This is a genomic window from Hymenobacter sp. CRA2 (assembly GCF_002007105.1).
GTDB lineage: Bacteria > Bacteroidota > Bacteroidia > Cytophagales > Hymenobacteraceae > Solirubrum.
This window is the reverse complement of record NZ_MVBC01000025.1, coordinates 18,898-32,434: the sequence shown is the minus strand read 5'-3', so window position 1 is coordinate 32,434 and position 13,537 is coordinate 18,898. Positions and strand designations below refer to the sequence as shown.

8 protein-coding genes are annotated in these 13,537 nt (G+C 61.3%); 4 read left to right on the top strand and 4 right to left on the bottom strand.

Translation table 11 applies throughout. The annotated features are described in order from the left end of the window. On the top strand, positions 1-278 hold a 278-nt coding region (locus B0919_RS25550), incomplete at its 5' end, for a hypothetical protein (RefSeq protein WP_217701073.1). Between the two features lie 499 nt (positions 279-777). Here the strand turns inward: B0919_RS25550 and B0919_RS23890 are convergent. Together B0919_RS23890 and B0919_RS23885 are read right to left on the bottom strand one after the other, a co-directional pair. Then, positions 778-1,833 (bottom strand): UDP-glucose--hexose-1-phosphate uridylyltransferase, encoded by a 1,056-nt coding sequence (locus tag B0919_RS23890; protein ID WP_078014829.1) that lies wholly within the window; start codon positions 1,831-1,833, stop codon positions 778-780. Positions 1,834-1,879: 46 nt separating this feature from the next. Then, positions 1,880-3,064 (bottom strand): galactokinase, encoded by a 1,185-nt coding sequence (locus B0919_RS23885; RefSeq protein ID WP_078014828.1) that lies wholly within the window; start codon positions 3,062-3,064, stop codon positions 1,880-1,882. Between the two features lie 500 nt (positions 3,065-3,564). On the opposite strand from B0919_RS23885, the gene B0919_RS23880 reads away from it, so the two are divergent. The 3 genes from B0919_RS23880 to B0919_RS23870 all read left to right on the top strand — a co-directional run bounded on the left by B0919_RS23880 (position 3,565) and on the right by B0919_RS23870 (position 8,648). After that, complete coding sequence (locus B0919_RS23880; RefSeq protein ID WP_254846662.1) at positions 3,565-5,163, top strand: family 43 glycosylhydrolase; 1,599 nt, start codon at positions 3,565-3,567, stop codon at positions 5,161-5,163. A 132-nt stretch (positions 5,164-5,295) separates the two neighbouring features. Next, on the top strand, positions 5,296-6,354 hold the full coding sequence (locus tag B0919_RS23875) for an aldose epimerase family protein (protein WP_078014827.1): 1,059 nt from the start codon (positions 5,296-5,298) through the stop codon (positions 6,352-6,354). Between the two features lie 98 nt (positions 6,355-6,452). Next, complete coding sequence (locus B0919_RS23870; RefSeq protein ID WP_078014826.1) at positions 6,453-8,648, top strand: bifunctional alpha,alpha-trehalose-phosphate synthase (UDP-forming)/trehalose-phosphatase; 2,196 nt, start codon at positions 6,453-6,455, stop codon at positions 8,646-8,648. Positions 8,649-8,946: 298 nt separating this feature from the next. Here the strand turns inward: B0919_RS23870 and B0919_RS23865 are convergent, their stop codons facing one another. Next, positions 8,947-10,734, bottom strand: a complete 1,788-nt coding sequence (locus B0919_RS23865; protein ID WP_078014825.1) for a glycoside hydrolase family 15 protein — start codon at positions 10,732-10,734, stop codon at positions 8,947-8,949. A 171-nt stretch (positions 10,735-10,905) separates the two neighbouring features. Continuing rightward, positions 10,906-13,431 carry a DUF5686 and carboxypeptidase-like regulatory domain-containing protein gene (locus B0919_RS23860; RefSeq protein WP_078014824.1) on the bottom strand — a complete coding sequence of 842 codons (2,526 nt, stop codon included), beginning with the start codon at positions 13,429-13,431 and terminating at the stop codon, positions 10,906-10,908. Between the last annotated feature and the right edge of the window lie 106 nt (positions 13,432-13,537).

Below are 13,537 nucleotides of genomic sequence, written 5' to 3'. Positions count from 1 at the left end.
TTTTTTGCAGCCCGTTCAGCGTTTCCGTTCGGGGTTGCAAAGGTAAGCAACTTCTTTTAGTTGGCAAGCAAGTCGAAGAAAAATTTTCTAACCTTTTTTCTTCGCTTTCCGTTGCCGGCCGCCTCCTACTGAAGCGGGGTGCAAAGGTAAGAACCTTTTTGCCTTCCGCAAGCAGTGCGCCACTTTTTTTTAGAAGCCGTTTTTCGCTGCTGCTCGCCCCATTCCGTCTGATTGGGAGTGCAAAAGTAGTAGACCAGTTTGAACTACGCAAGCGATGAGACGCTTTTTCTTATGCTTGTGCTTCCTTCGCAAGCTCAACGACACTTGCTCTGCTTATGCAGGTGTCTCAACCTCAGAGGCTGTAGGACAGTTCCGCCCCGATAAAAAATATCTACTGATACTGCTGCCGTGATGTTAGCGCCATTATTCAGTCAGATCCAAGATGGTTCTGCTATCCGTGCGGGTGTACTAACCAAAGAGCTAGCCTTAGCCTATGTGTGCAAAGACTCATTGTGAGCGAGTGCGGTTTTTGTCGCTTCACGCTGGACTGGTCTTGCTTATTAATAGAGTACACTGTATTTGAACAAGCATTGGACTGGTCTTATCAATCCCGAGAGAGTGATTACTCTGACCAACTATCCGTGCAATGTGCATTGATGACCACGGTTACTCTATAATGAACCACGAGGCATCCACTTGTGCTGTGGACGCCTCGTAGTAGTTGATACTAAACGTTAGGACGAGGGCAACGATACTCTATACTCTATAAAAGAAGTGTTACTGGGCGGAAGCTTGCTTGTAGTGGACTTCCGAAAGGCTACGCAGCTTGTCAGCGCTGAATTCTGGGGTGATGTCGCGCTGGGGGTTACCGAGCATCTCGTAGCCGACCATAAACTTGCGTACCGTGGCTGAGCGTAGCAGTGGGGGATAGAAGTGCAGATGCAAGTGCCACTCCGGATGCTCCTCGCCGTCGGTAGGGCGCTGGTGCAGGCCAGCCGAGTACGGGAAGGATATCTCGAACAGGTTATCGTAACGAATGGTGAGGCGACGCAGGATGTCGGCCAGGGCGTCCCGCTCAGCGTCGTTGAGTTGGGTGACGTCTTGGACGGCGCGGCGCGGCACTACCAGCGTTTCGAAGGGCCACACGGCCCAGAACGGCACCAGCGCCACCCAGTGTTCATTGTCGATGACTACGCGCTGCTGATTACGCACTTCGATTTCGAGATAATCCGTGAGCAAGGTGCGGCTGTGCTCCTTATAGTACGCCAGCTGTTGTATCGTTTCCTTGGCGGGCTCAGTTGGGACGGTGCGCTGCGCCCATATCTGGCCGTGAGGATGCGGATTGCTGGCCCCCATCATCGAGCCTTTGTTCTCGAAAATCTGCACGTAGTTAATATCAGGATGGCTACCTAGCTCCTGGTATTGCGCAGCCCACAGATCGACGACTCCACGAATGGCGGGCACGTCCATTTCGGGTAGGGTGAGGTCGTGGCGGGGCGAAAAGCAGATAACGCGCCCGATACCTGACTCGGCTTCTGCCCGCAGCAGGCCGCCTTCGTTGATGCCACCTACGGGTACATCGGGGTAGAGAGCCGCGAAATCGTTGTCGAAGACGAAGGTGGAGGTGTACTGCGGATTGACGGCGCCGTTGGCGCGGGTATTGCCGGGGCAGAGGTAACAGGTAGGGTCGTAGGCGGGGCGCTGCTCTACTTCAGGCTTTTCCTGCTGGCCCTGCCAGGGACGCTTGGAACGGTGGGGCGAAACAAGAATCCAGTCGCCGTTGAGGGCGTTGAAACGACGGTGCGGGTGTTCGGTGCTATCGAAGGAAGCCATGCTCAATAATCAAAGTGAACCGTGGGGTGCCGGCTGCTGGGTGGGGCTACTGTCCGTTGGGGGCCACTTGTTCCGAGACAATAGCTTCGGATACGCCGTTGACAATGCTGGTCTGGTAGGTTTCCAACTCGCGGCCGAAACGCTGCTGGTAGGCTGCGCCAACCTGGCGAATGAAGTTGTCGACCTGGTCAGGGGCTACCAGGTTAATAGTGCAGCCGCCGAAGCCGCCGCCCATCATGCGGGCACCGAAGACGCCCGGAACCTGCTGAGCGGCCTCTACCAGCGCATCCAGTTCCTCGCAGCTTACTTCGTAGTCGTCGCGCAGGCCGGCGTGCGACGCGTACATCTCCTGTCCGAAAGCAGCTAGGTCATGGCGCGCCAGGTCGTCGCAGGCTTTAAGTACGCGTTGGTTTTCCTCTACCACGTAGCGGCAGCGGCGGTAGGTAATGTCGTCAAACTCGCCGCGGTGGGCTTCGATCTGCTCCAGGGTAGCGTCGCGCAGGCTTTTTACCTGCGGGTAGTGCTGCTGCAGGATGTGCACGCCCCGCTCGCACTCCTGGCGGCGCTTGTTGTACTCCGAATCGGCAAGGCTGTGCTTCACGCCGGAGTTGCAGAGCACGATGCGGCTGGCCTGGGTATCGAAGGGGAAGTACTCGTACTCGAGGGAGCGGCAGTCGAGGCGCACGACTTCGCTGGGCCGGCCGAATAGGCTGGCGAACTGATCCATCAGCCCGCACATCACGCCGGCGTATTCGTGCTCGGCTTTCTGCGCCACGTGGGCCAGGGTCATTTTGTCGATGTTGGTGCCCAGCAGCTTGTCGAGGGCGAAGGCGAGGCCGCACTCCACAGCAGCCGAGGACGACATGCCGGCGCCGACGGGAATGTTGCCGCCGAAGACGCAGTCGAAACCGGCCAGCACGATGCCGCGCTTCTGCAGCTGCGCGGCCACGCCCAGCAGGTAATTGGCCCACTGGGTGTCGGTGCGGTGCAGCTGCTCGATGGCTACCGTGCAACAGTCATTGAGGTCGTGCGAGACGAGGCGGATTTCGCTGCCGCTGTTCAGGCCGACGGCGAAGTAGATTTCCTTGTCGATGGCGGCTGGCAGCACGAACCCGAGGTTGTAATCGGTATGCTCGCCGATGAGGTTGACGCGGCCGGGGGCACGCACCAGGAGCGGGGCAGTGTAGCCAAAATGACGTTGGAAGGCAGTGGCAACGGCTTGAGCAGGCATAGCAACGGGGAGTAAGGACGAAAGCGGCAACCGATGCTGGAACTACGCAGATTCGATTCTAAAAGTCGAACCTGCACGCCTTGGCATGGTAATAGCCGGTGAAACGCGGGCGAAAATGCGGCGGAAACGGCTTATATCGGCGCTCGACTATAAAAACATTCGACCGAGCTGTTTGCCCGGTTCAGCGATGCAAACGGGCTGTTAAGCAAAAAAAAAGCGGTACTTACTTGCGTTAGTTGAAGTTTCGCTAACTTCGAAAAATAGAATACGCCGAACTCTTGGAATAGCCATTGCGTTCGGCGTTTTTCATTGCCACAGAAAGCTTTTCCGGGTTAAAAACAAGTTGTATCGCAGGTACAAACTTTCCTTGCTAAGTCCTAAAAAAACACTGGTTTTGGCGCGTAATTTGACCGAACTCCAAACGTTCGGGCAGCGCGACGGCCAGCAGTTGGTAGGCTAGTCGGGTCGGCCCCTTTTCCCACGTAAATTTTCCTCCTGCTGTGTCTTTCGACTTCGAATCCGGTGCCTTCGCTCCTACCCCGGACAACGATTGGCTCATTGAACGCCCGGAATCCTTCTTCACGGAGGTAGCCGACCTGATGACGGCTGCCCCGGCCGCGCCTGCTCACACGAGCTACGACCGGCTGGTGCTGCCCGGCGACTTTCCCGATCCAACCATTGCCAAGATTGGCGATACTTACTACGCCTCGGCCACCACGGCCGAGTGGGGTGCCGTATTCCCGATTTTCAAGTCCGACGACCTGATCAACTGGGAGCTGGTAAGCCACGTATTCCCCGGCCGCCTGCCCGACTGGTGCGACTCAAACTTCTGGGCGCCGGAGTTCTTCTACGAAGGCGGGAAGGTATACCTCTATTATACGGCCCGCAAAAAGGGCGGCATGCTCTGCGTAGCCGTGGCCAGCGCCGACCACCCCGAAGGCCCGTACACCGACCACGGTCCGCTGGTAGGTGAAGCCGCCGGCTCCATCGACGGTGTGGCCGTGCGCGACGAGAAAGGTGTGCTGCACCTGGTGTGGAAAAATGACGGCAACAGCCGCAACAAGCCCACGCCAATCTGGGCGCAGCGCATCGACGAGAAGACCCTGAAGCTGGTGGGCAAGCGCAAGGAGCTATTCCGCAACGACGCCCCGTGGGAGGGCACGCTGGTGGAAGGCTCGGCCATGGTGCGCCACAACGGCTACTTCTACATGTTCTACGCCGGCAACGCGTGCTGTGGTAAGTACTGCACTTACGCCGAGGGCGTGGCTCGTTCGCGCAGCTTGCTTGGCCCGTGGGAGAAGTGCCCGCAGAACCCCATCCTGACTGATAATCACCTGTGGAAGTGCCCGGGCCACGGCACCGTAGCCGAGAAGGACGGCCGGTGGTTCCTGATGCACCACGCTTACGCCGCCAACAGCCACGAGTTTGTGGGTCGTCAGGGCTTGCTCAGCGAATTCACCTGGAACGAGCAGGGCTGGCCGGAATTCGTGAACAGCAGCCCGCAGGCTGAACCGCTGGCCGATGTGAGCGTGATGAACGTAGCCGACAACTTCGACGGTGACAAGCTGGACCTGACCTGGCAGTGGCCGGTGGGCAGCTTGCCCCGCACCGAAGTGCTGAGCAACCAGTTGCGCATAGGCGCCAGCTCGGTCCGCCTCGGCACCGTGCTCGGCCAGCGTACCTACGCGGCTACCTACACCGCTAGTGTTATCGTTGATGCCGCCAACCTGGCCGAAGGAACCTTCGCGGGCCTGGGTGCTGTGGGCGACCCGTACAACGCGCTGGCGCTGGCTTACGGCGACAATATGCTGCAGCTCTGGCACGTGAAAATGGGCAAGAAGCAGCGCCTGACCGAGGTACTGCTGGACCCCTGCGCTGAGTTGGGCCTGCGCCTGGAGTGCTGGGGCGGCAGCCGCTTCCGCTTCGCCTACAGCGTGGATGGCGGCAAGCACTGGGAGCCGCTGCGCACCGACGGTTTCGCCATCAACGGAACGTACCTGCCGCCGTGGGACCGGGGTATTCGCGTGGGGCTCATTGCCCAGGGCGAAGAATCCGAAACGGTAGCGTTTGAGCGGTTCTCGCTGCGCAACCAGCGCTAGATGCCCTATTTAGCCGGTAATGAGCTGCCCCGGCCGTCGCACGACGGCCGGGGCAGTTGCGTTTTGGGACAGCCCAATTGGGGATTCATGCGTAGACTTCGGCCGGAAACTTCAGCCAACTAGCCCACGCATATGTCCCAGCCGTCCATTACCGCCGCCGAGTTTGGCCAGTTGCCCGACGGGCAAGCCGTTCAGCTTTTTACCCTGACCAACGGCCAGGGGCTGGAAGCCCGCATCAGCACCTACGGCGGCATCGTGACGCACTTGCTGGCGCCGGACAAGAACGGGCAGCCCGGCGACGTGGTGCTGGGCTTTGACTCCGTGGAAGGGTATCTGAGCGAGGCTTATCAGGAAGCGGGCCCGTACTTCGGCGCGCTCATTGGCCGCTACGGCAACCGTATCCGCGAAGGCCGCTTCAGCCTCGACGGGCAAGAGTACACGCTGGCTACCAACAACGGGCCGAACCACCTGCACGGCGGACTCAAGGGCTTCGATAAGGTGGTGTGGCAGGCCGAAGTGCTGGTGGACCCCATGCCGGGCCTGCGCCTGACCTACATCAGCGCCAATGGTGAGGAAGGCTACCCCGGCACGCTTACCGTCTCGGTGGTGTACATGCTGACGCCCGACAACGGGCTGCGCATCAGCTACGCGGCTACCACCGACCAGGCCACGGTGCTGAACCTCACCAACCACAGCTACTTCAACCTGAGCGCCGGGGCCAGCGCCGATGTGCTCGGCCACGAGCTGCAGCTGCACGCCGGTCGCTATACGGTGGTCGACGATACGCTGATTCCGACCGGGGAACTGCGGCCCGTGGCCGGCTCGCCCTTCGACTTCAGCAGCCCGCACGCCATCGGCACACGCATCGGCGATGTGCCGGGCGGCTACGACCATAACTGGGTGCTCGACGGGGAAGATTTCCGCTTGGTGGCTACGGCCCACGAGCCCACCAGCGGCCGCACCTTGGAAGTATACACCGATCAGCCCGGCGTGCAGTTCTACTCGGGCAACTTTCTGGCGGGCACGCTCACCGGAAAGCACGGCACGGTGTACGGCAAGCACGCGGGCTTTTGCCTCGAAACCCAACACTTTCCCGACTCACCTAACCAGCCGGAATTTACTTCCACGGTGCTGCGGCCGGAGGAGCTGTTTAGCTCCGTGACGGAGTACCGCTTTGGGGTAAAAAGCTAGCCTACGAAGGGCATCGGCGACGGGCGGCGGGACGAAAAAAACCAGCCAAAGTGCGCAAATCACCGTAGTAAGGGGCCTGAACCATCTTTGACATGCCTATGTCCCGCACCCTTATCGTATCGAACCGCCTGCCGACGAAAGTATCCCGCAACCCCGAGGGTGAGCTGCAGTTCAGCCCCAGCGAGGGGGGGCTGGCTACGGGCCTGGGCTCGATTTACCGGCGCGGGGAAAACGTGTGGGTGGGTTGGCCCGGCCAGTACCTCGATTCGCCCGAAGACGAGCAGCGCGTAACCGAGCAGCTGACCGCCGACCACATGCAGCCGGTGTTTCTGACCGAGCAGGAAATCAAGGATTTTTACGAGGGCTTCAGCAACGAAACGCTCTGGCCGACCTTCCACTACTTCGCGCAGTACGCGCAGTTTGAGCCGCACACCTGGGAGGCCTACGAGGCCGTCAACCGCAAATTCTGCGACGTGGTGGCCGAGCTGGCCGGCCCCGACGACACCATCTGGGTGCACGATTACCAGCTGCTCTTGCTGCCCGGCATGCTGCGCGAGCGGCTGCCCGACGCCACCATTGGCTTCTTCCTGCACATTCCTTTCCCGTCCTACGAAATCTTCCGCTCCATTCCGTGGCGGACGCAGCTGCTGGAAGGCATGCTGGGAGCCGATTTGCTCGGATTCCACACCTACGGCTACATGCGGCACTTCGTCAGCTCGGTAGAGCGGCTGCTGAACCTGACGCGCCGCGACGGGCTGGTGGAAACCGGCACCCGCGCCGTGATGATCGATGCCTTCCCCATGGGCATCGACTACGACAAGTACGCCGAAATAGCCGCCTCGGAAGATGCTCGTCGCCTAGAGCACGAGTACCGCGAAGCCTTGCAGGACCAGCGCGTGGTGCTCAGCATCGACCGACTGGACTATACCAAGGGCATTGCCCAGCGCCTGCGCGCCTTCGAACTGCTCCTCAAGCGCCACCCCGAACTGCACAACCAAGTGACGCTGCTGATGCTAGTGGTGCCCTCGCGCGACCAAGTAGCCCAGTACCAGGCGCTAAAGGAGGAAATCGATGAGCTGGTGGGCCGCATCAACGGGCAGTACCGCACCATCAGCTGGTCGCCGATTCAGTATTTCTACCGCTCCTACCCCATCGAGGAGCTGTCGGCGCTCTACCGGCTGGCCGATGTGGCGCTGGTAACGCCCATGCGCGACGGGATGAACCTGGTGGCGAAGGAATTCGTGGCCAGCAAGCTTGATCAGAAAGGCGTGCTGGTGCTCAGCGAGCGGGCCGGTGCGGCGCGGGAGCTGTCCGACGCGCTCATCATCAACCCCACCGACATGGAGCAGGTGGCCGAAACGATGTTTGAGGCCCTTACCATGCCCGAGGAGGAGCAACAGCAGCGCATGCAGGGCCTGCAGGCCATTGTGCAGCGCTACAACATTCACGCCTGGGTGGAGCTGTTCATGGATCGGCTGGCTTACAGCAAGATCAAGCAGGAAGTACTGCGCACCGATTTGCTGGACAACCACGCCCGGCAAGAGATGATGGAGAAGTTCCAGCACGCCAACCGCCGGCTGCTGCTGCTGGATTACGACGGCACGCTGATGTCCTTCCACGCCAACCCCAAGCAGGTGCGCCCCGACGAACAGTTACGGCAGCTGCTGGCCGAGCTGTGCGCCGACGCCCGCAACCACGTGGTCATCATCTCGGGCCGCGACCGGGAAACGCTGGCCGAGTGGCTGGGCGAGCTGAACGTGGACTTTATTGCCGAGCACGGTATCTGGCTGCGGCGCCGCGGCGAGGACTGGACCATGATCCAACCCCTGCGCAACGACTGGAAAACCGATATCCGGCCCATCATCGAGCAGTACGTGAGCCGTACGGCCGGCTCTTTCGTCGAGGAGAAGGACTACGCGCTGGTATGGCACTACCGCCGCTCCGACCCTGATCTGGGCCGCGAGCGGGCGCAGGATTTGCTCACCCACCTCACCTTCATCGGCCAAGGCAGCGGCCTGCTGGTGCTCGACGGCAACAAGGTGGTGGAGGTGAAAAACGCCGGCGTGGACAAGGGCACCGCCGCCGCCCGCTGGGTGCAGGAGCTGCAGCCCGACTTCGTGCTGGCCATCGGCGACGACCGCACCGACGAGGACACCTTCCGGGCCGTGGCCGAACTGGACCAAGCGTATTCTATTAAAGTAGGTACGGAAATGCGCTCATTTGCCAAGTACTCGGTGCGCAACACCGCCGACGTACGCCGCCTGCTGCGCGGGCTGCTGGCGGCAGAAGAGTAAGGGTGCAGGTCATCCCCGAGCGCAAAAGCCCGCTGCTACCCGCGGCGGGCTTTTGCACGCGAAGAAATCCATCACGAGTAGTCGCGGCGGGCTTTGTATATCTGCGGAAGCCCGCCATGAGTAGCAGCGAAGCCCTTTTATAATCGATAAAATACCCCGCTGCTACTCGCGAAGCACATTTACAACTTGAAAAGCCCTCCACGAGTAGTCGCGAAGGGCTTTTGTGCATCCCAAAGGCGGCCGCGTCCAGTTGGGAAACGTTTTGCTGTTTCCGGCCACGGCCGCCCACTGGCGTTGATTACAGAAACACCGGCCGGTCGAGGCGCTTGGCAATGCGGTAAGCGGCATTCACCAGGCCTACGTGGCTGTAGGCCTGCGGGAAGTTGCCCCACTGCGAGCCGGTGCGCGCGTCCACATCCTCAGAAAGCAGGCCGAGGTGATTGGTGTACTGCAGGATGCGGTTCAGCGCGGCCACGGCATCGTCGGTGCGGCCCACACAGGCCAGGGCTTCGATGTACCAGAAGGTACAGATAAGGAAGGTGGTTTCGGGCGTGCCGAAGTCGTCGGCGTGGCGGTAGCGGTAAAAGAGGCCTTCGGACGTCATCAGCTCGGCTTCCAGGGCCTGTAGGTGAGTGCGGGCGCGCTCGGAGTTTTGGTCGAGGTAGCCCATCAGGATGAGCTGCAGGCCGCTGGCGTCGAGGTGGGGCGAGCCGATGGCGTTGGTGTAGCAGCCACGCTGCGGGTCGTAGCAGGCCTCGATTTTCTCGCGGGCCTGCCGCACCAGGCGCTGCGCCAGGTCGTCCATGTCGGCGTTGCCCAGGCGGGTGGCCACTTTGCAGGCGGCATTGGCCCCGGCCCAGTGGAAGAGGTAAGTGTAGCAGTGATACTGGGCCAGATTGCGGAACTCCCACAGGCCGGCGTCGGGCTGGTCCATAGTCCGCTCGATGAAGTGCAGCGCCTCGTACATCAGCTTTTCGGAGTGCGCCCGCTCCAGGGCGGTGAAGCGCCTGTCTACGTACAGCGGCAGCAGAGCCACCAGCACCTGCCCGTACACGTCGTTCTGGATGTGGGTGTAGGCGTCGTTGCCGATGCGTACGGGCTGGTTACCAAGGTAGCCGCGCAGGTGCGTCAGCTCCTGCTCCACCAGCTCCGACGCCCCGCTGATGGAGTACAGTGGCTGGTACTTGTCGCGCACCTTGGTGGAGATGTTGGCAATGAAGTGGAAGTACTGCTCCATTTCCTCGAAGTGGCCGATGTTGTTGAAGGCCGTGAGGATGTAGTAAGTGTCGCGCATCCAGCAGAAGCGGTAGTCCCAGTTGCGGGTGCTGCCGGGCGCTTCGGGCAAGGAAGTAGTGCTGGCCGCGATGATGGCGCCGGTGTCTTCGTATTGGTGCACTTTCAGGGCCAGCGCCGAGCGGATAACCTCCGTCTGGAACACGTTGCTGATGCTGGTGCTCTTCACCCACTGCCGCCAGTACTGCACCGTACGGCGCAAAAACTGCTCGCAGGTGATTTCCAGCGGGGCTTCCAGCGGCGCGCCGTAGGTCAGCACCAAATACTTGGTTTCCGACAAGGCAAAGTCCTCCCCGTCGAGCAGATAGCTCAGCGGCACGTTGGTGGTCAGGCGTATTTCTTCGGGTAGGCCCAGGAAGGCAATGTGGTTGGAGGAGCGGCGCGGCGTGAGCGGCTGGCGGCCATAGTCGCCGGTGGGGCGGCACACGGCGCGCACCCGCGGGGTACCGGCCAGCGGCTCCAGCTTCCGAATGAGCATCAGCGGCTTGTAGTACCGCTCGTACTGCTCGAAACGCGGGGCAAAGTCGGTGACGCGGTAGCGGCCCTGCGCCGTTTCCACTTCGGTGCAGAGCACGTTGGTGTTGTCGATATAATACTGCCGGGTGCGAAACTCGGGCTCGGGCGGCAGCAGCGTAAATTCGCCGCCCTGCTCGTCGTCGAGCAGCCCGCCGAAGACGAAGCCGCTGTCGAAGCGGGGCCAGCACAGCCACTGCAGGCTGGTGTCTTGCCGGATCAAAGCCAGGTAGGCGCAGTTGCCGATGACGCCGAGGTCGTAGGTATGGCGGTTGCTCATAGGGGCCAGGGGCACCCGCGTATGGTTGGGCGCCGTGCCGATGATGTACCCCGAACCCGGCCGTGGGGTTACTCTGCGCGGCGGCTTTGCCCGGAAAACACCCCGCCCAACGCACAACGCCGCCCCGGCTGACCGGGGCGGCGTTGTGCGTTGGGCAATCAGCCAAATGCGTTAGAGCTTAAACTGCGCGCACACTTTCACGCCGAAGGTCTTCACATCGGGCAGACTGCGGTAGGTGAGGCGGTGCAGGAAGTCGACGCGGATAAACTTGAGGATGTTTTCTACGCCGTAGCCCACTTCCACGTAGGGCGTGCCCGGCGTCAGCGGCCGGAACGTGGGCAAGGGCAGCCCGCTGGCGTCGTAGGCCGGCGTTGTGTTCTGGTTGGCCTTGCTTACCGCGCCGTAGAGCACGTTGCCCGAAGCCACCAGGCGCCAGTCGAGCTTCTTGAGCAGCGGCACCGCGTTGATGAACAGCCCCTCGAAGTAATGCTCCACGTGCAGCGAAGCGTACCGGTCGCTGACGAACTCGAAGTAGTTCATCAGGTTGTAGGCATTGGAGGTGTAGATGGGCGACTCGTTGCCCAGGTGCGACTTGAGCACCGGGTAAGGCACCGTGCTCGGAATGTAGCCCGCGTCGAGGATGTATTCCGTGCGGCCCAGCTGCCCGAGCTGCACGCTCTGGGTCATCGAGAAGTTGAACTTGTGGTACTTGAAGTCGCTGCTCAGCACATCGGGCACGCCCAGGGTGTAGCGGAACGTAAATACCGGCCACTTCATCAGCCCCACTGCGTAGCGGCGGTTTTTGTTCTGAATCAGCACCTCGTCCGGGGCGTAGCGCGACTCAAAAATCACCTCCGAGAGGTTGAAGTTCTGGGCCGTAGGCGCGCCCAGCCGGTGGTCAGGCCCGGTGTAGTACTCAAAGTTGTACAGCGGGTCGAAGCGCTGGTGGCGCAGGGTAATCTTCTGGGTGAAGTTGTGAAACAGGTCCGACTGCGCCGTTACCGACGTCATGTCGCGCCACAGCGGCAGGCCTGGCTTGATGTTGCCGAAGCGGGCGGCAGCCTCAAACAGCGGGCTTTCCAGCGCCAGGTCGTTGTCGAGCAAGGCCACCAGGTCGATGTCGTGGCTGTACTTGGCGCTGAACACCGTCCAGTTGGCGCGGTTCAGGATGCGGTCGGCCGACAAGCCGTATTTGAATTCTCCGTCGCGGGTGCCGTAGGCCGTATAGCCCTGCAGCAGCCAGTTCGGGCTCAGCTCCGGCGTGCTGCGGAAGCCCAGCCGGACACGGCTGCCCTCCACGTTGTTGTAGGTGTAGGTACTCAGAATGGGGCCCAGCTCGAAGCGGCCGCGCGGGCCCAACTCCTTGTAGCCGTTCACCACCAGGTCGGCTATTTCCAGGAAGCTGCGCACCGAGGGCAGCTTGCCCACCGAGTCGAGCACGGCCATGGTGCGCTGCTCCTGCCTCGAAAGCGTATCGGGGCGGTTCTGCTCGAAGAAGCTGGCCGGCGTCTTCAGCGCGTTGATATCGGCTGCGAAGGCCTGGTCGTAGAACGGCAGCTCGTGCGGCTCGCCGGCCAGGAAATTGCGGTTGACGGTAGTAAAGCGCACCAGCAGGCCGGTTTGCTTTTTGGTCGGCTTCATGCCCACTACCACGCGCGTGCGCTGCGGCAGCCACGGCCCGGCGCTGGAGGGCGTCAGGTCCTGGTACACCCGAATCTGGTCGACGAAGTTGATGTTGGCCTTGGGGTCTACTTCCAGGTCCACGCGGCGCAGGGCGTAGGAGCCCGTTGTAATCCAGATGCGGCCGGTAAAGGCCAGATCCTGGGTGCGGCGCGGAAACACCTTCAGCTGATAGCAGCGGTCCTGCCCAATCTGTACCGTGTCTTCCAGGTCGTAGTCGTAGGTGATGCGCCAGCCGTCGGCAATGGGCGAGATGAAGTCCTTGCCCAGCACCACCTGCCAGTTCGGGTAGAAGTCGTAATCCTGAAACGACGAACCGAGCACCTGCGAGAGCAGCGTGCCGTCGCGCGGGGCCACGCCGTGCAGCTGTGAGTGCTTGATTTCTTCCCGCTCGCGGTTGGGCCGGTGCCGCACGTAGTAGCGCGACATCACCTCCGAGGCAAAAAGCGGCACGGTTGGCTTGCCGCTGGCCGTGCGGGCCAGGTCGCCGGCACCATCGGCCACGGCCGTCATGTCGCGGATAACCTTACGGCGCGCTAGCCGGTCCGAGATATCCGACAGCGACACCTCAATGCGGTTGTAGCTGTCGAACTCAAACGCGTCGAGCTGCCCCTTGTCGTGCAGCTTCTTGTGCTGCTGCACCTTGCGCAGGATGGCGTAGGCGGGGTTTTCGGTGGAGCGAATCACCACCTCGCTCAGCTGCTGCGCCGCCGAAGGCAACGGGAAGTTCACCGTCTGCAGCGGCTCAGTGCGGCTTACCTTGCGGCTGCGCGGCCGGTAGCCCACAGCCGAGGCCGTCAGCGAATCCACGGGCTGGGACAGTTTCAGTTCGTAGCGGCCGTCGTCGTCGGCAGTGGTTCCGAAGGTGGTACCCTTCACGTAAACCGAAGCGAAAGGGACGGGTTGACCGGTGGCAGCTTCGGTAATTCTGCCGGAAAATACTATTCGCTGGGCCAGGGCTACGTTGCCGCTAAGCAGCAACAGCCAAAGGCTAACCCACGCAGGTACAAGTTTCATAAAGCTTCCTCACAGGACGTACAAAGGTACGACGCGAGCAAGCAACAAATACCTTAAACAAAAGTATTAGCCCTAAAATAAAATCCACTCAACCCGCTAGGATACA

Excerpts from the sequence above, each read along its gene's own strand:
- B0919_RS23890 (WP_078014829.1), bottom strand. The coding sequence starts at position 1,833 with ATGGCTTCCTTCGATAGCACCGAACACCCGCACCGTCGTTTCAACGCC.
- B0919_RS23885 (WP_078014828.1), bottom strand. The coding sequence starts at position 3,064 with ATGCCTGCTCAAGCCGTTGCCACTGCCTTCCAACGTCATTTTGGCTAC.
- B0919_RS23875 (WP_078014827.1), top strand. The coding sequence starts at position 5,296 with ATGTCCCAGCCGTCCATTACCGCCGCCGAGTTTGGCCAGTTGCCCGAC.
- B0919_RS23870 (WP_078014826.1), top strand. The coding sequence starts at position 6,453 with ATGTCCCGCACCCTTATCGTATCGAACCGCCTGCCGACGAAAGTATCC.
- B0919_RS23865 (WP_078014825.1), bottom strand. The coding sequence starts at position 10,734 with ATGAGCAACCGCCATACCTACGACCTCGGCGTCATCGGCAACTGCGCC.
- B0919_RS23860 (WP_078014824.1), bottom strand. The coding sequence starts at position 13,431 with ATGAAACTTGTACCTGCGTGGGTTAGCCTTTGGCTGTTGCTGCTTAGC.